Origin of the sequence: Falsibacillus pallidus (genome assembly GCF_003350505.1) — a bacterium.
In the GTDB taxonomy this organism is placed as follows: Bacteria; Bacillota; Bacilli; order Bacillales; family DSM-25281; genus Falsibacillus; species Falsibacillus pallidus.
Genome location: NZ_QQAY01000004.1, coordinates 206,955 through 230,198, shown reverse-complemented (window position 1 = coordinate 230,198; position 23,244 = coordinate 206,955). Strand labels below are relative to the sequence as shown.

The following is a 23,244-nucleotide window of genomic DNA, read 5'->3' as shown; positions in this document are numbered from 1 at the left end:
ATTTTTGCAACAAATCAAGTCCAGCACTCAATAGGTCGTAAAATGCAGGAGTTTTTGCAGTGCATAAATGACACGCTCAACACCAGTGTATTCGATTTTGCGCTTCTTATATCCTACTGAATATGTTCCCTCTTCATTATTCCAAATACGATGGAAATAATCATCCACATCAACAATAACCTGTTCCCGGTTCCCTGCCTGCACTTTTAAATCCGTTTCAGGATTGAAATCATCCAGATTCCTCATTGTATAGTTGGCAGATCCGCCAATCACTGTGGAGGAATCCTGTCCCCTCACATAAATCAATTTGGTATGATATTGTTCCTTATGCGTGTTATACCATTTCATTTGGATGTTACCCTTTCCCTCTTCCAAAAGCTCAGAGACAACAGGGTTGTTCGGAAGGCCTGTTTTTTTATGGCCAAAAGCATTCGTATTGGGATCCAAAATGAGCCTGATCTTTACTCCACGCCCCGCTGCATCCGTTAAAGCATTCACGATGTCCCTATCCGCGATATAAAACATGCCAATCCAGATGGAATCCCCTTTAGAAGTATGTTTTATCGTGTCTACAATGCCAGATTCAATTTTACTTTCCGTGAGCAGTTGAACCTTTATATTTCCTTTTTCATTCATTGACCCTTCATACTTAGGCAGTTTTACATTTGAATGTGAAAAATCAAGGATGGATTGTTCCGTTTTAAGAATATCTGCGATAATCGGCCCTGAGGTCTCAAATGCTATATTAGAATGATATCCACTGGCATCATGGGGGTTGGCCGAAGAAACGATAGCCCCTTTATCTGTAGCAAGTGTCTTCCGATGATTGGCTTTTATGTTCATTAACTCCAAATAGGATCGGACTGTCAGCTTAGGAGCATTCGGCGTTAAAGGATTCCTGATCCATCCTTCCCCTTTTTGGCCGAACCACTGGAGTCCTATACGCCAAATTGCAGAATACAGAGGATTTGAATCCCTTAATGGTTCTAAATCTGTAATGACAACTTCAATTCCGTTTTCTTTCAATTCCTTCAATTGTTTCGATAAAAATGAACTATAACCTGTATTTACAGGATCAGTAATGAACACAATTCTCATTTCAGGGTTCTTTTCTTTTTTATCAATCAACTTTTTAGTCAATGTATCACTGATAGGAGGAAAAAACATTCCTTTATCATAAAAATCATTAAATAAAAACATATCAACTACGATAAATTTATCTGCTTTGTCAATTTGATCAAATATTTTTTGGAAAATCATTTGATCATGCATTTCTTTTTTATCTTTTTGATAAGTAAGATCGTATAAAAAGTTTACATTATCGACTTGATGTATCTTGCCTTCATAAGATAATCCTTTTGGCAGCGGCTTTTTACTTTCGTAAAAGACCATACCCAGATAAACTGCACAAACAAAAATGATTAATGTATAGGTCCATTTCTTTTTATTCCTTTTTTTAGCCGTCGACACCCGTTAGCTCCCCCTTTTATTCAATAGGCTTCTTCTATAGATTGTCACATTCTTCGCATATGTATAAGAATCCTATACCCAATCTCGTGATAGGTTAAATCCAAAAGGTGCATATAAAAAAACCCTTTTGGATTCTTTTCTCCAAAAGGGGTTCGTGTGTGGACAAGATTACATTATCCACCGATATACGACATTTCAATTTTCTTTCGTTTTACTGCCGATTCCTCTGTTCTTTCTTCTGAGTAGCGGTCGTTTCGATTATTCCAGATCTGATTTAATTTGTTCATAAGTTCAGTATCTGTCATTCCATTACGCAGGTCCTCTTTCAAATCCACTCCACTTTGCGCAAAAAGGCATGTATAAAAGCTGCCATTGGCAGATATTCTGCCTCTTGTGCATTCGCTGCAGAATGTTTCGGAAACTGAAGTAATAAAACCGATTTCACTATCTGATCCCTTTAAACGATATCGTTTCGCCACTTCTCCATAATAATCAGGCTCAATAGGAATCAATTCATACCGGCTGGCTAGGATGCCCATCATTTCTTTTTTGGTCACAATTTGATCCCAATTCCATCCGTTTGAATTCCCAACATCCATGAATTCGATGAACCTGAGCGGAATTTCTTTCACCTTGCAATATTCAGCCATCGGGATTATTTCATCCTCGTTGACTCCTTTTTGGACGACCATATTGATTTTGACCTTAAGACCTGCTTGAATGGCAGCATCAATGCCAGCCTTTACTTTTTCAACACTGGCCCCAACCCCATTCATTTTTTTGAAGAGATTTTCTTCAAGTGCATCAAGACTTATATTGATTCGTTTTAGACCTGCTTCCTTTAAGCGATCGGCATAGGTCGGTAAGAGGATTCCGTTTGTTGTTAGTCCAATATCCTCTATTTCTTCTATTTCATATAATTTTCGAATTAATTGATGCAGGTTTTTTCGAATCAACGGCTCTCCACCGGTTAACTTCACTTTCCTTACCCCGAGGTTGACGGAAGCTTTTGTAATCCGTTCAATTTCTTCGAAAGAGAGAATTTCTTGTTTCGGCAGGAAAGCATAGTCCGGACCAAAAATTTCTGCAGGCATGCAATATCGGCATCGGAAATTGCAGCGGTCGGTTACAGAAATTCTCAAATCTTTAAAAGGACGCGAAAGTTGATCAATAGCTTTTTTCATAAAACGCCTTCCTTTTCAACAAAATTGGTTGGTTTTACTATAGCATTCTTTTTTAATAACGAAAAGAAATCCGGAGAGTGCTGTCTTTAACAGTTCTCTCCGGATTATGGTTTAGGCACTTGATTTCTTTATTTTTTTAAATAAAATAGTGATGCATATTAACAGGAAAATCCCCGAACACAATAAGAGATTTAATGAGGAATGCTTTTTAGCTGAATCCTCTGATGTGGAATCCTTATTGCCTTCTGAAGCTTTTGCCTTTAACTCATGCAGCGGGAACACTGCTACTACCTCTCCTGTTTTAGAAATAATTTTTAAGAATCCGCTCTTTTCCACTTTTTTCGTTACATTCTCTCCGCTGCCTTTTGTAAAGTACAAGTCATGTTCAGCTTTATAGGCATTATCTTTTTTCTTAAAGATGCTTCCTTCCGGCACTCTCTCCGTTTTGTAATGAGTCATCCCATATTCCAAAAGCTTCTTTGTATCACCATAGGCACTCTTTTTCGTAGTCCCATTCAGTGTTATGGCAGTGAGATCAATATTCTGATTTTGTGCGGTAGTGGCAAGCGTCTGACCGGATTGATCCACATATCCCGTCTTTCCTCCTGTAATACCCGGAAACGGAATTTCTTCCTTCAGCATTTTATGATGAGTGATCAGGGTTGTATCCCAGCCATCCCCATGCCACTTTAACGTTTTCGTTCCGAATATTTGCCTGAATGTTGGATTTTTCATTGCATAGTCTGTAATCTTTGCCAAATCATTAGCAGTTGTGAAATGTTCCTCATCAAACAGACCGTTCGGATTAACGAAATGTGTATGATAAACACCCACTTTACTCCGCAAATAGGCATTTATATTCTTTGAAAATTCATCTACGCTGCCGTCAAGATGTTCAGCGATTGCAATGGCTGCATCATTCCCACTATTGACCAGCATACCTTGAATCAAGTGTTTAAGTGTGACATCTTCACCTTCTAAAAGGTATACCCTTGTACCATCAACATTTGCTGCATTATGTGAAACGACGACATGGTCATTCAAATGCCCATTCTCAATCGCATAAATAGCAGTAGCAATTTTCGTCAGACTGGCTGGGTATAGCTTTTTATCACCATTCTTCTGATAAAGGATTTTTCCTGTCTTTGCATCAACAACTGATGCTGCTTCACTTTTAATATCCAATTCTTCTCCCTCTGCAGCCAATGCAGAATAGGGAGCCAAACTTCCCAGTATTAGCAAGGATAAAAAACTCACTACAATTTTTTTCATACCTTTAAACCCGCCTCATTCTATTTTCAGGTCTAGTCTACCATTTAACTTAAACAGAATGGCCGGCTTTTAGTATTTGTCATTTGAATGAAAATGAATTGAAAAAATGCAGGAAAAATACCACTGTATTGCCATGCATATAAATGAAATATTCAATAAGATTATTATTCTTCCAGCAAATCTTTCTGGGCACGGAAGAATTCAGTCCCATCATCCCGGTAATATGAATTGAGTGCAATGCTGCTGTGCATAAGTAAATTTAGCATCTTCACAGAATCATTTAGAAATTCTCCCTTATTTAACATGATGCATTCCGTCTGGCTTGCCAAGAAGACATCTGAGATTTCAGCTCGCGTCGGGGTGCCGTTTTTTGTCAGTTGATTCAAAACCCCCGTAGCCCAGATGACAGGAAGATGTGCTGCATGGCACATTCTTAGGATGTTTTCTTGGGCTGTAAGTAAGTTTTGAAATCCTGCTTCAACTGCCAGATCCCCGCGTGCAATCATTACACCAAAATTGGAATAGGTCAGACCCGTTTCTATAATTCTGGACAACTGGCGAATACCTTCTTTCGTCTCTATTTTCGCCACTAACCCAATATCCTCTCTCCCATAGGCATGCAGAATATCAGCCATTTTCTTAATATCCTTTGGATGATTTACATAGGATAAACCAATGATATCCGCATGTTCAATAAGAAAAGGAAGCAAAGCAAGATCTTCCTGATTGGGGGTGGACAATAATAAATGAACGAACGAATCAGGAAAATTGATTCCTTTTCCTTCCTTAATCTTTTTGCTTTTTTCATTTGGTGATAAAATTAGCAATTCGATAAAATCCGGCGTTAATCTTGTGACTTTCCCAAAAATAATTCCATCATCGAAATATACGCTGTCATTCAACCCTGCATTTTTCAGTGCTTTCGGGTGGCTGACTGTTAAGCATGCACATTGCCGATTCCCCCTCATTCTTCTAAATGATTCTTCGTTAAAGTAGACCCTGATGACACTTCCTTTCTTTACTTTAATAGAGGAAGGAGTTGTCTTGATATTTGTGATTTCCAACTCTTGACCACTGAAGTTAAGTTGACATTTTTGATTGATTTCAAATGGCCCTTCAGCTTCCACCAATAGAACTTGTTCACTGAGTATATCAACGACTTTTAATGTTCCATGCAGGGAATCGATTAATTTTATATGAATGTCATCCCCTGGATTTACCTGTTCAAAGAGACTAGATTGCTTTATTTCTATTTCAAAAAGGGAATCAATATTTTTAGTAAAGGGATGAGAGTCTTTCTTAATGATCCCAAGAATTGATTTCTTTACATTTTTCGATTGAATTTTTACGGTATATGGATTGAATAGGATTTTCTCAATCCTTATTTTTGGACCGGGAATATCCATAAAAATTTTGCACCGATGCAAATCTTCACCGAAACCCCTTATGAGTTGAATCAATCTGAGCCAATCTCCAGGCGAACCGTGGGCACAATTGATCCTGGCAATATCCATTCCATTTTTAATGAGCGAATCAATTTCCTCCTTCGTTGAAGTATTATCTAATGTGGCCATCACTTTTACATTTTTTTCGGTTTGATATTGGCCAAATAATTTATCAGATCTCCATTTTTTCAAACTTTTTGCTTTCCACCAGTCATACATCCTCCCGTTGTCAAATGGAGGACATCCAAGATTATATAGAATTTTTTTAATGTAGTGCTCTACATGAAAGTCTGCCATCTTAAGCGTGCCCAACCCTTCTGAATGGAGATTCTCTTCTAAAGAAACATTATTATTCGCCCATAGCTTTAAAAATTGGGATAAATTCCTGGAACTGAATTCACTATCTGTTAAATCACTTTCATCACTCTGAATAATTTCAGTAAAAAGTTCGGTCATTTTCTTATATAGGCGGCGTCTCTCCGACCAAAATTCTTTTCTTTCTGATTCCATACACTTCCACCTCTGCCTATTTGCGAATATTATCAATATATTCCTTATTGGAGATATGGTGTTTTTCCTCAGATGAAAGCGGCTGATTTTTTTTCCTTTTTGCTGTAAAATAAATTTATAAGCTGTACGAACGTAACTTTTTTCATTTTATTTCATAATACTATAGATTGAACTTATCAGATTGGGGCTTAAGACTATGATGTCATTCATTCGTTTTGCCGTAAGAAGCTTACTTGGGGTATGCTCTGGATTCATCGTATGGCTCTTTAGTTTTTTTAATTTGGATTTCACTTTTCTCCTCTCTTCCTTAACAGCAGTAGGAGCGTCTATAATCATTTATTTCATCGTAAAGTGGATTCAGCTGGCTAAAATCTATAGGAAATATGGATTGACTCGAAAAGAATATCAGTTCATCCTTAAAAATCTAAAGCAGGCAAGCAGCAAATTAAGAAGACTTCAAAGGTCCATCATGAATCTCAGGTCAATATCTGCTTTTCGCCAGTTCTATGAAACCCAAAAGCTTTCACGAAAAATCGTAAAGACAGTTAAAATCCAGCCGCATCTATTCTTCGCAAGTGAAGAATTTTTTTATAAGGATCTGGATTCTGCTGTAGAAATTACAGAAAAATATTCTCTTTTATCAAGCCAGGCGCCTGTGAATCCGGATGTGCGCCATACGCTTCAAGAAGCAAAAAACAGCATCTCGATTGTCAATTCCAAGTTGGAATCAGACTTGATGAAACTCCTCTCACCTGAAATCCAAAAGTTGAATGTTGAAATAGACTACATTAAGCTCCATAATCAATGGGACCAAAATAAGAATGGAATTAAAAAATGAGCGAAGATAGCATCATCCGCAGCAGACTTCATGCATACTCTTCCGAACTATTGACTTTTTTAAATTCCAGCCGACTCCGTCAGGTCGATAAACAGTTAAAACAATTAATCCAAACAATTGAGAAGGCAGACTTTAAAAAATTATCAGCTGCGGGCGGAATTAGAGGATTCTTTCGTATTGGCAGAGTAAAAAAATCACGTTCCACATTTTCAAATTTCAAACAGCTGGAGGTTCAAATAGATAAACTTCATCTGCATCTCGAAATGATTTCAAAAAATGAACTCATCAATGAATTGGAAAGAATTGAAGTATTAAAAGTAAAATACCAAAAGCTTTTAATAGAATTGAATGACCAATCGAGTTCAATCAGTGAGGATGAATCTAATTGGAATCAATCCATCCTATCTGAAGCATTTTCACAAGTATTATCAATGGAAGCTTCCTTGAATTACTATTTAAAATCAGTGGAGAAAGTCATTATTACCACAATACCTTCCTGGAAAAAGCAATTTCAAGCAGCCATGGATCTTGCTGTGGAGGCCGCCAGCTTTAAAGAAATGAACAAAATCCATTCTGAATTGCTGACGGACATTTCTATACTTGCATATCACGAAAAAAACTGAACCTTGTAAATAAGGTTCAGTTTTTTTTGCCTAAATGTTTGAAGTTGGGCTGGCAGGTAAAATGTATATAAACATGTATTTTACTAGGAAAGGAGGGAGAATATTGTGCTGCATCTATATAAATGCAAAGATCTAAATAAAACGAGATCTGTGATCCTCCCTTGCAAATGGAGGGAATCATTCGGACTTCAGACTGGAATGTTTGTAGAGATATTTCTTGAAAAAGAGACAATCGTCATCCAAAAAGCCGGGAATAATTCCACTCATAATCATCGGATCGTATCAGAAAAGGGAAGTGTACAGATTCCAAAGGAATTACTGAAATTGATGAAGTTTGATGAATTTGAACACTATTGCATCTTCATCGATGACAATAAAAAACGTTTTATGCTGCAGCTCATCCCTTAAGGCTCTTTTTTCAAAGTTTGTTGCTTTAACCATTAAAGCATGGTAATTTATGCAATCTATGCAGAAACTTTAGTTTAAAAAGAGCCTGGATAATCCATTTCAACGCGCAAATCAGCTATTTTCACGTTAAAATCGGCATTAAGATTTTAACAATAATCTTTACGAAAACAGCTTTCCTTAATGATGTTTTTCAGCTATTTGAACAATAGAATCAATGACTTCTTCGTGCTCCTTTTCAGCTACTTCGCTAGAAATGATTTCATCACCTAGAAGTTTGTCAATCGCCTCATGTTCTGCATATAGAACATGCTTTTGAAGGGTATCCAGCTGTTTTTCTTTAAATGCTGGATTACTTTCATATAAATCATTCAACTGGGCTTTTACTACATCTTTTCTTTTTTCATATTGTGCAATCAACTCACCCGAAACTTGCTCTGTTATATATAATTTTTGTTTGATCCGATGTATTTCCTGCACCGCAGTATCATAGCGGTGGAGCTCGGCAATCAAGTATTCGTATTCCACCATTTGTTCACTTTTCGGTTTGATTCCCAAAAATGAAATTAACGGTTTCACCGTCAAGCCTTGCACTATCAATGATGTTAAAACTACACTGAAGGAGAGAATGACGATATCCTCCCGCCCTGGAAAATTCTGAGGAAGACTTAATGCCAGAGCAATGGACAACGACCCTTTCAAACCGCCCCAATTAATGAGATGTTTCCAGTTTAAAGGGAAGCTCTTTATGAAAAACAAACTGGTATAAACGGCTATGCTGCGGGCTACTAATACAATGACGATGGCAGCAATGATCAGCCACCATTTATCTGCAAGATGTATCCTGGTTATTTCCAAGCCAACCATTAAGAAAACGAGTGAATTAGCCAATAAAGCAGCAACTTCCCAAAAGTTGCTGATATTCAACTTGGTTGTCGGGCTCATCCCGATTTTTGCTCCAAAATTCCCAAAGATGATCGATGCTACGACAACCGCAATAACACCTGATCCTTGAAGACTTTCCGAAAGCAAAAAAGAGCCGTAAAATAAAATGATGCTGAAGATAATCTCAAGAGGATAATCATCATAATACTTCGTCAGAATTGAAAATGCGTAGCCGAGACCCCCGCCAACAATCAGTCCGATTGAAATGACTTTGATGAATTCCAGAAGTCCGCTGCCGAAACCACTCCACCCTGCGTCGAGGTAGGATAATAGATAGAATGAGGAAATATTGAAGAATACGACCGCTAATCCATCGTTAAATAAACTTTCCCCTTCTACTACAATGGACAGCCTTTTCTGCACTCCTAAATTTTTAAATATGGACAGGACGCTCACGGGATCAGTTGCACTCATTAGTGCTGCAAAGACAAAGGCAGTAGAGATATTGAAGTCGAATAAGTAGTACATGCTGAACCCGACGACTAAAAAGGAAATAAGCGTACCGCCAAATGCCAGGGCAAAAATGGGCTTTTTATTATCCTTTAAATGGCTGTAAGGAAGCTTAAGTGAGGCTTCACCAATAAGCGCTGGGAGAAATAAAGTAATGACGACAAAGTGAAAGATTTCCCCTTGAGTGATAAATGTCTTTAAAGGTTCAAGTGCTGGAATGTTAAAGCTTCCAATCAAAGCCCCAAATACAACTAAAACGATTGGATATGGCTGCTTGAATTTCTTGGCTGCCGCAGTAATACCGGCAGCGATCATGATCATCAGCAGTCCAAGCTCAAATACATAATGCGGATCTAATTGATGCAAAAAATCACCCCAACTGTTTTCTGGAAATTTATACATCTATTATACCCATACTTTACTGCTGGAAAATAGAGAAACGACAAAAAAGATCGCCTCATTGGAGGCAATCTTTTTAATGGCAATGACAGCTGGAACGCTTGGAAAGAACCGGGACATTGCACCATAGAGGAAGTTTTCTTTGTTTCTTTAGGTACTTCCATCCGTTTTCATTAATATCCTCAATATTGTTCTTCACTTCATTCAATTTTGCTGTCATCATGATAAAAGTTCCATATTCCATATTAATCATCTCCTGTTCTTGATGATTTCATTATATGGAATAGAATATCCAGCCACATTCTCTTTCCGAATGATTTTCATTTCATTCCGAAGACTGATTTTTCCTCAGCCTTTTTAAATACTTTTAAAAAGCAGCTTGCGAAGCAAAGGAAACAGGATTTCCGGAAGCTCTTCAATATTGCTTACAAACAAACTGAACCTGCCATACATATTTTGAATGACCTTCTTCTGACTTTCTTCGATGGGATCCTTTGAAAGGAACACATTAATGACCTCAATGCCATTCTTCCTTGCATCCAATACTGCTTCATGTGTATCAACAATACCATTTTGTTCATAGCCAGCCGCTGCAGGCTCACCGTCAGAAAATACAAGCAGGAATTTTTGTTTTTCAAATCTTCTATTCAGTCTTTCATGTGCGAGCCTTATTGCAAATCCATCCCTGTTATCTTCTTCAGGCTGCAGCTGGAGAATTTCAGGACCGCTTTGCTTCAATAATGAAGTCGAGAAGTCGATGACCGTTTTAAAATAGTTTGGCTGGCTTTCGGCAGTGGCATCGTTTGTATCCTCCCAAAAGCCCACAATTTCGTGAGGTACTTTAACTCCCTTGAGTGCTTCATGGAATAAAGTTATTCCTAACTTGGTTTCGTCCATCTTATCAAACATGGAAGCGGAACAATCGACAAGCAGACTAAAAACAGCATCGATTTCCCTGGAAGGCTCAGATTTCTTATAAAAAAGCCTGGGAAGTTCATCCGTAAAATAGCGGAGAAGCTTATTGTTCAGCCTGCCTGCATGCAAATCATTTCTGGGCTGAACCCTTTTATGCTCCAATGTTTTTTCAATCATGTTCTTTAGTTTCTTTTGGAAACTGCTTATCTCAGACACTTGTTTCTCATATATAAAGGTGTCTTCCAATTCAGGTTTCTTGGGCTCCAAATATATAGGGTAGGCAAACTGATTTTCTTTCCCATAATGATGAGAGTCTTCTGCATCTTCCATCATTTTATTTCCTTCTGATTCCAGTTTGGAATAGTCCTCCCTATCAGCCTTTTTAGATGACCCCTGGACAATCCCCAGTGCCTGATCACCCGCATCTCCTTCCCTGACCCCTTCTCCGAGCAGATCTGTCTGGGTGCCTTGGTCAAGATCAAACTGCAGGAAGCTTTTGCTCATATCCTTTGTTTCCCGATGCCATGTTTCCATTTTTTCCTCATGGACCTCTTCGTCATCTTCCTTTTTCTTGTCTTGAATATCATGATTCTTTAAAGGATCTTTTCTTTTCAAATCATCAAAGTCCATATTGAAGGAATCCAACGACGAGTATACATTTTCGGGAAGATGGAAATATTCGTTCAGCATATCCTTTTCTAAAATTTCATCCAAAACTTCTATGATCTCTAAACAAATCTTGATTGTTTCTTTAGTGGACTTTGTCTCATAAAATCTCATCATCTGCTGTTTTAAAAATGGGATTGCCAAATCGATTTCTTCATTGAAAGATGGTATATGCTCAATTGGCGAGTCAGATTGAAGCAGTAAATATAATGTATTGAAAAGGGCATCCGTAAACACACTTTTGACCATATTCACATTTTGCTGCGTTTCAAAGTAGCGTCTGTATAAAGTCCTTCGATTCTGAAAGGATTTTTTCGTTCCTGGACGTCCCTTTTTTACTAGCTCCTCAATCCTCAAGTCTTCTGCTGTCATGAACAGCTGCTTCCCAAAGCTAGTGCATCCTGTTTTTTTCAGTTTAGAAATGTAGGACAGGATTTCATTGAAGTCAGTGAACTGATGGTTTCCGATCGAACGCAGATAAACATCTGTTTTCATGCCGTCTCTCATATCCTGTTCTGATCGATGATCCCAAAAATGGCTCACAAATACTTTCTTCGCACTTACATCCAAGTAAGAATGTTTGCCAAACTCGACTTCTGTTTCTTCATCCTTTGTCAGTGTCTTGGCTAAATCAGCCAATTCCATAAATAGCATGGAGTCAATTTTCTCGTCATTAAATTGAATAAATCTCTGCATGAGATCACCCTTGCTCAAACAATGTTTCAGCTATATTTAAGATGGCTTTTTTCTCTCTGTCATCCTCCACTTTATCGATGATTGCCCGTTTAATGGCCCTGATTGGAGGCATATAGACGGCTAGATCACACGCATCAAGGAGTGCACGGATAGATGCTGCCTCCTCTGTTACCTGCCCATTGTGGACTTGTGTGACTAAATCATTGGAAAGGGAAACAAATTGATTGATCATGTTTAAATCTTTCAATTTACTTTGTTTATGGAGGACTCCCTTAAGAACATCGTTTTGAATATACGGCACCTCAATGACCACAAAACGGTTCATAAGAGCTTCATTCAATGCCACAGTCCCGACATATCCTTCATTGATGGCTGCTATAACCCCAAAGGATTCAGAAGCTTTGATGACTTCCCCTGTAAATGGATTTGTAATCATCCGGCGATAATCCAGCACCCCATTCAATATCGGCAGAGTTTCCGGCTTCGCCATGTTTATTTCGTCAATATAAAGCAGCTGGCCGCTTTTCATTGCTTTTACAACGGGCCCTTCTACAAAATCAATCACTGCTTTCCCCTCAGAATGAGTAATAGTTTTATACCCCAGCATTGCTTCAGCATCCAAATCGACTGAACAGTTGATGCTGTGCATTGGCTGCAAAAAGAATGAAGAAAGAGTTTCAGCAAGCTTCGTCTTCCCCGACCCGGTCGGTCCTTTCAAAAGGACATTCTTACCTATTGATAATGAAACTAAAGCGTCAGTCATAATGGAGACATCAGAAGCTTGATATCCTCCTTCTCCTATCAGCCTGCTTTCAACTGCACCCTTAAAATGTTCTCTTCTTTTATTAATCATTTTTTGAATATCTATTGGTAAATTCAATTGCAAATCTTCTAAGTTCATATCAGTTATTTCCTCTCTATACAATACTCATAATCCATAGTCCAAGAAGTATTCTACATGCTAAAACGTTTTCAATGCAAAGATTTGCGCTATTTAGCCCCTCTGCACGGAAATGTTCTAAATAATAGAACCTAGCCATATGTTTTGAATAGCATGAAGAAACTATTATAGAAGTTCAGATAAAATATCAAAGTTAACTATTCTGTGAATTTTTTCACCTTTAAAATCCCTTTAAAGAGAAAAAGAATTTGAGAATGAAGGAAAAATAAGCTATACTCAAACAGACAATATAGAAGGTGGCGAAAGGAATGGATTATTTGTTCGAATGGACGAGCGATCCGGTCGTTTATGCCTTTTACGCAAGTATAATATTCAGCTTCGCTGTCTTTAAAACATGGCGTTGGTTCCAGAGCAAGCCGCTTGCACAAGATGGAGTGCGTCCATCCCTGATAGGATGCTTTACAATTGCAGGAACAGCAGAAGAACAACTTTTCCTGCCTCACGTCTCTATTGCAGCACGAATATTGAAAACGGTTAAAAGACTAGAGCGGCCAACTGATGAAGAAGATCATTTGCTCCTTCTCACTGCATAATATTATTTGATTGAAATTTGAGGAGGATATACTTTGAAACGTATTATTACAATTTTAATGCTAGCAGGTTCTACACTATTACTTTCAGCATGTTCAGCAGCAACCAATAACGACAGCCTTTTTCATAAATCTTTGGTTTCCCCATTCGCTAAGGCTATAAAGGGTATTGCAGATATTACTGCAGGAAACTATGGGATTGCCATTATCATCATTACCATTTTGATTCGTACAATCCTGTTGCCTTTAACTTTAAAAACTTATAAAAACCAACAGCAAATGAAAAGCAAAATGGAAGTTTTGAAGCCAGAAATGGATAAAATCCAAAAGAAATTGAAAGCAGAAAAAAGTCCTGAGAAACAGCGTGAACTTCAGGCTGAAATGATGGGACTTTATAAAAAGCACGGCGTAAACCCATTAAATATGGGATGTTTGCCAATCCTGATTCAAATGCCTATCTGGATGGGCCTTTATTATGCGATTCGCAGTTCACATGAAATTGCAACGCACAACTTCCTATGGTTCAATCTCGGTCAGCCCGATATTCCAATGGCTATCCTTGCAGGTATCGCTTATTTCTTCCAATCAAAAGTAACTATGGTCGGGATGACAGAAGAACAGCAAAAACAAATGAAATTCATGACCCTATTATCCCCAATCATGATTCTGGTCATTTCCTTCAGTGCACCAGCAGCCCTTGCATTATATTGGGCAGTCGGAGGAGTGTTCTTGATCGCTCAGACATTGATTGCAAAGAAAATCTACAATCCGAAGGCAGAAGTGAAGCCTTCCAAATAAAACATATAAAAAGAACCTGTTTCTCCAGGTTCTTTTTGTATGTTTATTTTTTCTAATTTGAATATAAAAAACCGATTCGATTGGGAGGAGCATGTTCTTCTCGTTTAGGCAGTGCCATAAGGAGAAAGCTGATTTGACTGACATGCTGAATTAGTTTTACTTTTGAGCCATCCTCAAGTATTCCCATAAACGATATGAGACTCGGGTTAAAATAACTGATGGCATCAACATGAAATTGCATGGCATTCCCAAAAGACACAAGTCTGAGCCCTACTTCCTCTTCTTCATTCAACTGTGATTCAAAAAGAAGGATCATTTCAATGATCTTGCGATAGAAAGCACTTGCCAATTCAGGATTAATGGATTCATCTTGTAAAAGGGCATTCTCCCTTTCAGTTATGATGTTTGGCGTTTTTTTCATATAAATGCACCTCCATCTTGGATGAATCTGCCTCAGTATTTTAATCAGCAAATTAAAACATGCTGTTTGAGCCTCCTTTCGACTTTTACTATTAATTCGACAACAAGCGACATTTTTCCTTCTTATTGAGTAACAATATGTAAAATGACTTCCTCTAACATCCAACCTGGATTTACCGCTTTGGCATTCTCTTCAATGCTTCCAGATCTTCATCTACATTCTCCATTTTTTGAATGACCATTTTCTTTGAGTCTTCAATCCCTTGGTTGTAGATGCTTGGTCCTAGTTCATTAAGAAAAAAATGATAAAGGTTTTCAGCAGCTAAATCGCCTATTTCTTCACCTCTATCTTGATAAAAATATGTCTGGATTTTCCCAAGAAGCATTTGTTTTTCCTCTCTGGAAATCTTGATATCTATCATATTAAAACCGCCTTTCTTTTTTCTTCAGTATATTATAACACTGAATGCACACTTCCCTGACTGACCATTCGTTCTTTTTCTGTATAGGTATGTGAAATAACAAAAAAGGTATAATCCGATACTAACTGGATTATACCTTTCATAGAGCTTATTACATCATAGTTTGACTTCCGTCTGATGTCCCGAGAGAGTCTGCCTGGTCACATGCTCTCAAAGCCTGCTGAATTGAATTTTCCACAGATTGTTGATTGTGCGGCTCCTTGCATGCATTACAAGCTTGCTGTACTGCATGATGAATATCTCTTAGCTGGTCAGCGTGGCTCCCTGCCTCTACAGAATTCATACATGCTTTTAAGGACTCAACAGCCCTTTCCAGACTGTCGACGGATCCGAAAGCATTTTGACCCGCCTGCTGCAGCGCCTGCTTTGCTTCTTGAATTGCTTGCTGTGCATTTGTATTTGCCATTGTTGTTCCTCCATTCGCATCTTCTTCAATAGTACAAAAGTTAAGATGCGACGGCAGGAAGAAAAATATACTTAATCCCGATTATTTTACTTCTTCAAAATAGTCTTTATAAAATCCACCCATCTTGCCGCTGTTATCAATGACAAAATAATATTCTTCCGTTTCATTCTTTACTTCGTATACATTTCCTGCTGTCAGGACATTTTCCACCATATATTTCTCTGCATTTGTATGCAGGCATTTCACCTTTTTGCCTCCATTGCGCTCAGTCCAATTATAATGAATCATTGTTTTCTGCACCCTCTCTATCTTCTATGTATATTTAAGTATAATTTTTTTTATTTCCAACGGCAACCTCTTTAATACCGCACCATTGTCGATTTTGCGCATATTTTATCAAAAACTTTTTATTCTGATAAAAATAATATTATTGAATTTTTAGAATATTAGTAGTACGATATATGTTGTAAGCGTTATCAAAACGTCATGTTTACAGCTAAAACCGCTGCACCAAGACCATACATAACACTTCATTATCAGGAGGTAGAGAGAATGAGTCAATTAATGGTGAAAGTAAACAAGAAGGTAGAAGAATTTTTACAGGGCACTAAAAAAATGTATATCAATGGTGAGTTTGTCGAAAGTGCAACCCAAAAGACTTTTGATACACCGAATCCAGCCACTGGAGAAGTTCTGGCAACTGTTTACGAAGCTGGCCCTGAGGACATCGACCGCGCTGTAAAAGCAGCACGCAAAGCTTTTGATGAAGGCCCTTGGTCTAAGATGAGCGCTGCCAAGAGAAGCCGTCTGATGTATAAGCTTGCAGATTTGATGGAAGAAAATAAAGAAGAATTAGCACAATTGGAAACATTGGATAACGGTAAACCAATCCGTGAAACGTCTGGAGCCGATGTTCCACTTGCAATTGAACATATGAGATATTATGCTGGATGGTCTACAAAGATCGTTGGACAGACAATCCCTGTCAGCGGTCCATATTTTAACTATACACGCCATGAAGCAGTCGGTGTAGTAGGACAGATCATTCCTTGGAACTTCCCTCTATTAATGGCGATGTGGAAGCTCGGGGCTGCTCTGGCTACGGGTTGTACAGTAGTGTTGAAGCCTGCTGAACAGACACCTCTATCTGCACTTTATTTAGCAGAGCTCGCTGATCAGGCAGGCTTCCCTCCAGGAGTATTGAATATCGTCCCTGGATTCGGTGAGACAGCAGGACAGCCGCTGGTCGATCATCCACTTGTTGATAAGATTGCTTTTACTGGCTCTACAGAGGTCGGAAAAGTCATTATGAGCCGCGCATCTAAAAACTTAAAGAGAGTCACTTTGGAACTAGGCGGAAAATCGCCTAACATCCTTCTTCCAGATGCTGATTTGTCAAAAGCGGTGCCCGGTGCATTAAATGGCGTAATGTTTAACCAAGGCCAAGTGTGCTGTGCAGGATCCCGTGTATTCATTCAGAAGAAGCACTTTGACAACGTTGTTGCTGATATGGCTTCCCACGCGAAAAATATCAAGCAGGGATTCGGACTTCATGAAGACACGCAGATGGGACCTCTTGTTTCTCAAGAACAGCAAAATAGAGTCATGAGCTATATCGAAAAAGGACTAAGTGAAGGTGCAGAACTTTTGGCAGGCGGCGTGAAGCCTTCCGAACAAGGCTACTTTGTAGCACCTACAGTCTTCGCTGATGTTAATGATGAAATGACTATTGCTAAAGAAGAGATTTTTGGTCCTGTCATATCTGCAATGCCTTATGATGACATTGATGAAGTCATCAAGCGTGCCAATAACAGCGAATATGGATTAGCTGCTGGTGTTTGGACAAGAGACGTTGCAAATGCTCACTATATTGCCGGCAAGCTTCGTGCAGGAACAGTATGGGTGAACTGCTACAATGCTTTTGATGCCGCTTCTCCTTTCGGTGGATATAAACAATCCGGCATCGGCCGTGAAATGGGATCATACGCATTAGAGAATTACACTGAAGTGAAAAGTGTCTGGATAGCAATGAAATAAATTTACTAGTTTTAAGAAGAGCGCCTGATTGCAGGTGCTCTTCTTTTCTATTTAAATGGAAAATTCATTTAATATTCATAGAGTTCAACTCTCAGGTATGTTATCTTATGTGGAGAGATACCGGGAGGAAAGTGTATGAAGAACTGGAAGAAAAAACTCTTGCATATAAGTTTGTTTCTTTTACTGTTGACAGCAGCGTTGTATAGACCTTCAAATGAAGACTTCAATAAATGGCTTTCAACTAATTTTAATGTGGTATGCCACGGTCCGGATTGCTATCATAAAGAAATGAGCGAAACAAATATCCCCATTGTCCAAACTGGTTCATTTGAAAAGAGTGGTTATTTATTCTTCAGTACGATTCAACGGAACTTTGAAACTTCTGAAGGCAAACATGTCATCATAAAGGTTATAGGCATATACGGTCGTTTCATCCCGATTGTGGAGGAAAATACTCAATACTTATAATCTATTAATTAAAAAACGAGCCGCAGTGAAAGGTCTGCAGCTCGTTTTATTATTCAAGAATTCTTTTTAATTCGGACAATTCATTTGGATTCATTTGTAGACCTTCCACTTGAGTATATAAGTTCTTCAAGTATTGTGAACTTACATATGGTTTGGCCCCCCTCATGATTTCCCTTGCATAATGAAGGGGTGGACAAGTTTCTTTATCTTTCTTAATCACAATAAAGGTTACCACATCTTGTATCATCCCATCAGCAGCATTTATATCCACCAATGCAGGACGGTACCATCCAGGCGCAACTCCCTCGCGTTCGAATAAGTATTCAAAAGCACTCCAATCCACTTTATAAAGAACACCTTCTACAGCACCGCCATCTTCGACTATATCCCCTCTTCCTCCATCGTGTACAAGGAAGGTATATTTCATAGAAAAGTTCTCTAAAGTTCCTCCCCCTACTACTTCCTTAAAAAGATGATCCACTCTTGCTTTCGCAAATCGTTCATCATCCATACATGAGCCGTATGCGAAGTAATAGAGTTCTTGTTTTGATTTATCCGTAAAAAATTGATGGACCCTCCAATCTCCTCCTTCGATTAATTCCCTATTCAATTTTTTATCACCTGTTATGTAAATGATTGCTTCGTATTCTCCCAAATCTGTATTTACTTTACATATAGTTCGATGAAACAGGTTTCCTTCTTCCCCTTCATGATACCCTTCTAATTCATCCAGTTCGGGCAAAATGGCTTCATTAATTTCATATAGTTCCCCATACACCGTCGAAGTACCTTGAAGTTCCACAGTTGGATAGCCTGCAGTAGTGTCATACATGATTCCATTAATCCATGCTTGGCTTGCTGCCAGTCTCTCCTTTAATAGAAAAGAATGATTATTATCGTGTCTTCTTAATGTTCCATATACAAATAATAGCTTTTTACTCATATTTATCTCCCTTTAGTTTACATAATAATATTATAATAAATTTATTATTTTATTTATTAATACTATACCATTTTCTAATTATTCTGCAAAATAAAGAGGCACCGAAAATTGTCGATGCCCAACATAATTAATCTATTTTTCATGTACGAGATTTACTGCCTGCTCCCGGAGTCTGAATTTCTGGATTTTACCTGAGGCTGTCATTGGATATGAATCAGTGAACTCAAAATATTTCGGTATTTTGTGTCTTGAAATTTGACCCCTGCAGAATTCTTTTAATTCTTCCGCCGTTGCCATTACACCTTCTTTTAGAATGACCCATGCCATTACTTCCTCGCCGTAGACCTCGTCTGGTATCCCTACCACTTGCACATCCAATACCTTTGGATGTGTGTAAAGGAACTCCTCAATTTCTCTCGGATAGATATTTTCCCCTCCCCGGATAATCATATCCTTTAATCGTCCAGTGATCCGACAATACCCATTGCTCTCTTTAACAGCTAAATCACCGGTATGCAGCCATCCATCTTCATCGATTACTGATCTGGTGGCATCGTCATTCTTGTAATAACCCCTCATTACATGGTAGCCTCTCGTACATAGTTCCCCTTGAGTGCCATCCGGTACTTCCAGGTCAGTACCAGGTTTGACGATTTTCACTTCTACATTTGGCAGTGATCTTCCAACTGTTTCAACTCTTAATTGCAGTTCATCATCGGTCCTGGTCTGGGTGATGACAGGTGAGGATTCAGTCTGTCCATACGCTATTGTTATCTCACTTGCACCCATTCGGTCAATGACGCCTCTCATTACTTCTATCGGACAATTAGAACCTGCCATGATTCCTGTTCTCAGTGTAGATAAATCATATTTTTCAAAATCAGGATCATTCAGTTCTGCAATGAACATTGTCGGAACTCCATGCAGACCGGTACACTTTTCTTTTTCTACAGTTTCTAGAACTAATTTTGGACTGAACTCCTGAACCGGGATCATCGTAGCCCCTACGGATACACAAGCAAGCGTTCCAAGTACACAACCAAAACAATGGAAAAAAGGGACTGGGATGCAAAGACGGTCTTCTGAAGACAACTTCATGCATCCTGCAATATTGAACGCATTATTGACAATATTTGAATGAGTCAGCATGACACCTTTAGGAAACCCTGTTGTCCCGCTTGTATATTGCATATTGATCACGTCGTGCGGGTCGAGTTCCTTCATCCTGGCGGTCAAGGCATCATCTGAAATCTCACTTCCCCTTTCAATCACATCTGTCCAAGAAAATGTGCCCGGGAATCTCTTTTCTCCCAATACAATAACATTTTTCAACTGCGGCAAGCGTTCACTTTGCAATTGTCCTGGTTTTGAATAGGCAAGTTCAGGACAAATTTCATAAAGCATATCTATGTATGATGCATCTCTGTATTGGTCAATCAATACGATTGTTTTGGAATCAGACTGGTGTAGTAAATACTCTAGTTCTGCCCTTCTGTAATTAGTATTGACAGTTACCATCACCAATCCTGCTTTTGCGGTGGCAAACTGGCATGTAAGCCATTCAGGAGTATTCGTTGCCCAAACAGCAATGTGGTCTCCTGAATCCATTTCAAGCGCCATTAATCCTTTTGCTGCTGAGCGGCAGTAATCATCAAATTCCTTATAGGTCCATCTGAGACCTCTGTCAGCATATACCACTGCTTCATGATCGGGATGAAGGCGAGCCTTCTCTTGTAATAAATCCCCAACTGTATGCGTCAATAATTCTCCCATTCTTTGCCCCCCTTGAATCCTCTGAAATAGAATGCGCTTTCAACAATATTATCATATTATTTTGAAAATTAAAATATATTAGCTTCTTAGAAATATAGTAGAATGTCAGGCATATTTCTTACTATTTGTCGAAATAGCGGTGAGAGGTATTATTGATAAGCTGCTCCTCTGTATATAATAGTCCCGGGAAAAAGACATGGGGAAAATTGGAGAGCAAACGGTCTGGCAATCTGAATATTTAATTCGTTTGGATGTTCAAAGATTAACAGAGTCCCATTTAAGTTCAGTACATAAGGCTCACTTTCCACTTTTCCTTCTTCCAAACCAAAAGCTTTCTTCCATTCATTCATATCACTTCCGGGGTCTCTGGAAGCCATTCTAATGAGTTGAATGGATCTATTTTCATTCTCTGAAGATATTGCTCCCATTCTTTTTAGCCTATCCTTTCGATCCTGGCTGCTTTCATCCCATTGAATAAAAAAAGGCCATGGAAGACCGCTTTTTGGCTTTTCATCCATAAAGAGCATTTTCCACTTTAAAATTTTGCCATCATGTTGTGTTCTTTTACCCTCTATTAAATCTCCAGTCTGATATCCTTTTTCTTTTAATTCTATTTTCACTTTATGAATGTCATCGCACCTAAAACATAGTTGACCAAAACCTTCTCTCTCTTTCAGATCCCCCACCAGCAGCTTAATTAAAGGATTATTTGAGGCGCTTGCCTTTTCTTCATCCCTAATAAAAAGGTATTCTACATAGCTCAATCCGGCATAAGATAAAATATTGGCTGTCCCCCATTCAGTGTGGACACCCCCTGTTATCGATTTTAGATTTAGTTTTTTCAGCTCTGGTAAAATTTCTTCCCCATTGCTTCCGATAAAATGAACAATATGGTCCAATTCAAATAGCATAGTTTATCCTCCTTAAAATGTCTTATCATTAGTTTTTCCTATGTCATCAATCGTGTTTTTTTGACTTTTTTCGAACTTTTGAATTATTTTTTGATTAACCCCTTTTCAAATGTTAATAAACACGTTAGAATGTTAGAAAATATAGAAAATTCTAATTTCACAAGGAGGGCTTTACTTGAAAATTATGAGTAATGAACAGTTGGTCGCAGCATACAGAGGCGCTGAGAAAAATGGTCAGGATCGTGATTGGGTAAGACTTTTAAAAGATGAAATTAGAAAGCGCGGGATTAATCCCCTTAAACAACGTCGTTAATAATTAACTTTTAATAACTTTTGGCCGGCATGGAGTTTTTCTCTCCTAGCCGGCCTTTTTAATTTAGAAAAAAGGCGCATCCCATCGTCTTATTCGACAATGGATGCGCCTTTATAATCAACCTTCCAGTAATAGATCTTCTGGATTTTCAAGTAATTCTTTCACCATTTTTAAGAATCCAACTGCTTCTTTTCCATCAATGATGCGGTGGTCGTAAGACAATGCAATATACATCATTGGACGGTTTTCCATTGTATCCTTATCAATAGCTACCGGACGAAGCTGGATGGAGTGCATGCCTAAAATTCCGACTTGTGGTCCGTTCAATATTGGAGTGGAAAGCAAGGATCCGAATACTCCACCATTAGTAATCGTAAATGTTCCTCCTTGAAGGTCGCTCAAAGCAAGCTTGTTATCGCGGGCTTTTTTAGCCATACCAAGGATGTCTCCTTCAATTTCTGCGAAGTTTTTACGATCGCAGTCACGGATGACTGGTACTACAAGACCATCTTCAGTGGAAACCGCAACACCTACATCATAAAACTTCTTAAGGACGATTTCATCCCCTTGGATTTCAGCATTGACATATGGGTATTTTTTAAGAGCTGCAACGACTGCTTTAGTAAAGAAGGACATAAATCCAAGACGTACATCATGCTGTTCAAAGAATCTATCTTTTTTGCGTTTGCGAAGTTCCATTACCGCTGACATATCAATTTCATTGAATGTAGTAAGCATCGCTGCAGTAGATTGTACTTCTACAAGACGCTTCGCGATTGTTTGGCGTCTTCTGGACATTTTTTCCCGTACTACAGGCTTGGCATCATTTTGAGCTGGTGCAGCTGCAGGAGCCTTCGTTTCTTGTTTAGCCGGTTTAGAAGTAGGCGCAGGTTGAGAAGAATAGTTTTCAACATCCTGTACACGTACTCTTCCCATTGGATCAACCGTAGGCACTTGATTTAAATCAATGCCTTTCTCACGTGCCATTTTACGTGCAGCAGGTGAAGCGATTGGGCGGTTTTTGCTATCAGCTTCTTGGGAAGCAGCTGGTGCTTCAGCTTTTGGAGCTTCTTGAACATCTTCTTTTTTAGGTTCTTCAGTTTTTTCAGGTGCTGCAGTTGGAGCTGCTCCGCCTGCCTGTGCATTCTGATCAACAATCGCAATTACTTCACCGACTTGAACGGTATCCCCTTCGCCGGCTTTCAATTCTTTAATGACCCCAGCTTCTTCGGAAATTACTTCTACGTTGACTTTATCTGTTTCAAGTTCAACGATGTATTCCCCTTTTTCAACATGATCGCCAGGCTGCTTCAGCCATTGTGCAATCGTACCTTCTGTAATTGATTCTGCTAATTCTGGAACTTTAATTTCAGCCACTTTGATG

At 38.7% G+C, this 23,244-nt stretch carries 24 protein-coding genes; 8 read left to right on the top strand and 16 right to left on the bottom strand.

Going from position 1 to position 23,244, the window contains the following annotated elements; all coding sequences use genetic code 11:
• Window positions 1–27: 27 nt before the first annotated feature.
• From DFR59_RS10110 to DFR59_RS10095, 4 genes are all read right to left on the bottom strand, one after another.
• Entirely contained in the window at window positions 28–1,470 is a 1,443-nt protein-coding gene (locus DFR59_RS10110) for a phospholipase D family protein (protein WP_245948442.1), read from the bottom strand.
• Window positions 1,471–1,643: 173 nt separating this feature from the next.
• Window positions 1,644–2,654 (bottom strand): GTP 3',8-cyclase MoaA, encoded by a 1,011-nt coding sequence (gene moaA / locus DFR59_RS10105; RefSeq protein ID WP_114745495.1) that lies wholly within the window; start codon window positions 2,652–2,654, stop codon window positions 1,644–1,646.
• 111 nt (window positions 2,655–2,765) lie between these two features.
• Window positions 2,766–3,926, bottom strand: coding sequence for a D-alanyl-D-alanine carboxypeptidase family protein (locus tag DFR59_RS10100; protein WP_114745494.1), 1,161 nt, complete (start codon window positions 3,924–3,926; stop codon window positions 2,766–2,768).
• Window positions 3,927–4,090: 164 nt separating this feature from the next.
• Window positions 4,091–5,881 carry a pyruvate kinase gene (locus tag DFR59_RS10095; RefSeq protein WP_114745493.1) on the bottom strand — a complete coding sequence of 597 codons (1,791 nt, stop codon included), beginning with the start codon at window positions 5,879–5,881 and terminating at the stop codon, window positions 4,091–4,093.
• 196 nt (window positions 5,882–6,077) lie between these two features.
• Between DFR59_RS10095 and DFR59_RS10090 the strand changes: the two genes are divergently transcribed.
• The 3 genes from DFR59_RS10090 (at window position 6,078) to DFR59_RS10080 (ending at window position 7,750) form a co-directional block, all read left to right on the top strand.
• A complete protein-coding gene (locus tag DFR59_RS10090) occupies window positions 6,078–6,719 on the top strand; it encodes a 5-bromo-4-chloroindolyl phosphate hydrolysis family protein (RefSeq protein ID WP_114745492.1) in 642 nt (213 codons plus the stop codon).
• Complete coding sequence (locus DFR59_RS10085) at window positions 6,716–7,342, top strand: toxic anion resistance protein (protein WP_114745491.1); 627 nt, start codon at window positions 6,716–6,718, stop codon at window positions 7,340–7,342. The genes DFR59_RS10090 and DFR59_RS10085 overlap by 4 nt, the downstream gene beginning before the upstream one ends.
• Window positions 7,343–7,447: 105 nt before the next feature.
• Window positions 7,448–7,750, top strand: a complete 303-nt coding sequence (locus DFR59_RS10080; RefSeq protein ID WP_114745490.1) for an AbrB/MazE/SpoVT family DNA-binding domain-containing protein — start codon at window positions 7,448–7,450, stop codon at window positions 7,748–7,750.
• 177 nt (window positions 7,751–7,927) lie between these two features.
• Here DFR59_RS10080 and DFR59_RS10075 read toward each other — a convergent pair whose 3' ends face one another.
• The 4 genes from DFR59_RS10075 to DFR59_RS10065 all read right to left on the bottom strand — a co-directional run bounded on the left by DFR59_RS10075 (window position 7,928) and on the right by DFR59_RS10065 (window position 12,719).
• The gene (locus DFR59_RS10075) at window positions 7,928–9,508 is read right to left on the bottom strand and encodes a cation:proton antiporter (RefSeq protein ID WP_114745558.1); all 1,581 of its coding nucleotides are present in this window, start codon (window positions 9,506–9,508) and stop codon (window positions 7,928–7,930) included.
• Window positions 9,509–9,617: 109 nt separating this feature from the next.
• Window positions 9,618–9,785: a hypothetical protein gene (locus DFR59_RS20070; RefSeq protein ID WP_158538363.1), complete on the bottom strand. Its 168-nt coding sequence runs from the start codon at window positions 9,783–9,785 to the stop codon at window positions 9,618–9,620.
• Between the two features lie 113 nt (window positions 9,786–9,898).
• Entirely contained in the window at window positions 9,899–11,818 is a 1,920-nt protein-coding gene (locus tag DFR59_RS10070) for a vWA domain-containing protein (RefSeq protein ID WP_114745489.1), read from the bottom strand.
• A 4-nt stretch (window positions 11,819–11,822) separates the two neighbouring features.
• Window positions 11,823–12,719, bottom strand: a complete 897-nt coding sequence (locus tag DFR59_RS10065) for an ATP-binding protein (protein WP_114745488.1) — start codon at window positions 12,717–12,719, stop codon at window positions 11,823–11,825.
• A gap of 308 nt (window positions 12,720–13,027) precedes the next feature.
• On the opposite strand from DFR59_RS10065, the gene DFR59_RS10060 reads away from it, so the two are divergent.
• On the top strand, window positions 13,028–13,312 hold the full coding sequence (locus tag DFR59_RS10060) for a hypothetical protein (protein ID WP_114745487.1): 285 nt from the start codon (window positions 13,028–13,030) through the stop codon (window positions 13,310–13,312).
• Between the two features lie 33 nt (window positions 13,313–13,345).
• Window positions 13,346–14,107: a membrane protein insertase YidC gene (gene yidC / locus DFR59_RS10055; RefSeq protein WP_114745486.1), complete on the top strand. Its 762-nt coding sequence runs from the start codon at window positions 13,346–13,348 to the stop codon at window positions 14,105–14,107.
• A gap of 52 nt (window positions 14,108–14,159) precedes the next feature.
• Here yidC and DFR59_RS10050 read toward each other — a convergent pair whose 3' ends face one another.
• From DFR59_RS10050 to DFR59_RS10035, 4 genes are all read right to left on the bottom strand, one after another.
• Window positions 14,160–14,528 (bottom strand): DUF6173 family protein, encoded by a 369-nt coding sequence (locus DFR59_RS10050; RefSeq protein ID WP_114745485.1) that lies wholly within the window; start codon window positions 14,526–14,528, stop codon window positions 14,160–14,162.
• Window positions 14,529–14,700: 172 nt separating this feature from the next.
• Window positions 14,701–14,949 (bottom strand): DUF2164 domain-containing protein, encoded by a 249-nt coding sequence (locus DFR59_RS10045; RefSeq protein ID WP_114745484.1) that lies wholly within the window; start codon window positions 14,947–14,949, stop codon window positions 14,701–14,703.
• A 151-nt stretch (window positions 14,950–15,100) separates the two neighbouring features.
• Window positions 15,101–15,415: a hypothetical protein gene (locus tag DFR59_RS10040; RefSeq protein ID WP_114745483.1), complete on the bottom strand. Its 315-nt coding sequence runs from the start codon at window positions 15,413–15,415 to the stop codon at window positions 15,101–15,103.
• 81 nt (window positions 15,416–15,496) lie between these two features.
• Complete coding sequence (locus DFR59_RS10035; RefSeq protein WP_114745482.1) at window positions 15,497–15,703, bottom strand: DUF6501 family protein; 207 nt, start codon at window positions 15,701–15,703, stop codon at window positions 15,497–15,499.
• Window positions 15,704–15,967: 264 nt separating this feature from the next.
• Here DFR59_RS10035 and DFR59_RS10030 point away from each other — a divergent pair, with 264 nt between their 5' ends.
• Entirely contained in the window at window positions 15,968–17,452 is a 1,485-nt protein-coding gene (locus DFR59_RS10030) for an aldehyde dehydrogenase family protein (RefSeq protein ID WP_114745481.1), read from the top strand.
• A 135-nt stretch (window positions 17,453–17,587) separates the two neighbouring features.
• Entirely contained in the window at window positions 17,588–17,920 is a 333-nt protein-coding gene (locus DFR59_RS10025; protein ID WP_114745480.1) for a hypothetical protein, read from the top strand.
• A gap of 49 nt (window positions 17,921–17,969) precedes the next feature.
• On the opposite strand, the gene DFR59_RS10020 is transcribed toward DFR59_RS10025, so the two are convergent.
• From DFR59_RS10020 to DFR59_RS10010, 3 genes are all read right to left on the bottom strand, one after another.
• Window positions 17,970–18,863, bottom strand: a complete 894-nt coding sequence (locus tag DFR59_RS10020; RefSeq protein WP_114745479.1) for a gamma-glutamylcyclotransferase family protein — start codon at window positions 18,861–18,863, stop codon at window positions 17,970–17,972.
• Between the two features lie 132 nt (window positions 18,864–18,995).
• Window positions 18,996–20,636: an AMP-binding protein gene (locus DFR59_RS10015; RefSeq protein ID WP_114745478.1), complete on the bottom strand. Its 1,641-nt coding sequence runs from the start codon at window positions 20,634–20,636 to the stop codon at window positions 18,996–18,998.
• 149 nt (window positions 20,637–20,785) lie between these two features.
• Window positions 20,786–21,547, bottom strand: a complete 762-nt coding sequence (locus tag DFR59_RS10010; protein ID WP_114745477.1) for a VOC family protein — start codon at window positions 21,545–21,547, stop codon at window positions 20,786–20,788.
• 184 nt (window positions 21,548–21,731) lie between these two features.
• Here DFR59_RS10010 and sda point away from each other — a divergent pair, with 184 nt between their 5' ends.
• Window positions 21,732–21,860, top strand: coding sequence for a sporulation histidine kinase inhibitor Sda (gene sda, locus DFR59_RS10005; protein ID WP_342768314.1), 129 nt, complete (start codon window positions 21,732–21,734; stop codon window positions 21,858–21,860).
• A gap of 117 nt (window positions 21,861–21,977) precedes the next feature.
• Here sda and odhB read toward each other — a convergent pair whose 3' ends face one another.
• Window positions 21,978–23,237 carry a 2-oxoglutarate dehydrogenase complex dihydrolipoyllysine-residue succinyltransferase gene (gene odhB / locus DFR59_RS10000; protein WP_114745475.1) on the bottom strand — a complete coding sequence of 420 codons (1,260 nt, stop codon included), beginning with the start codon at window positions 23,235–23,237 and terminating at the stop codon, window positions 21,978–21,980.
• Window positions 23,238–23,244: the final 7 nt, after the last annotated feature.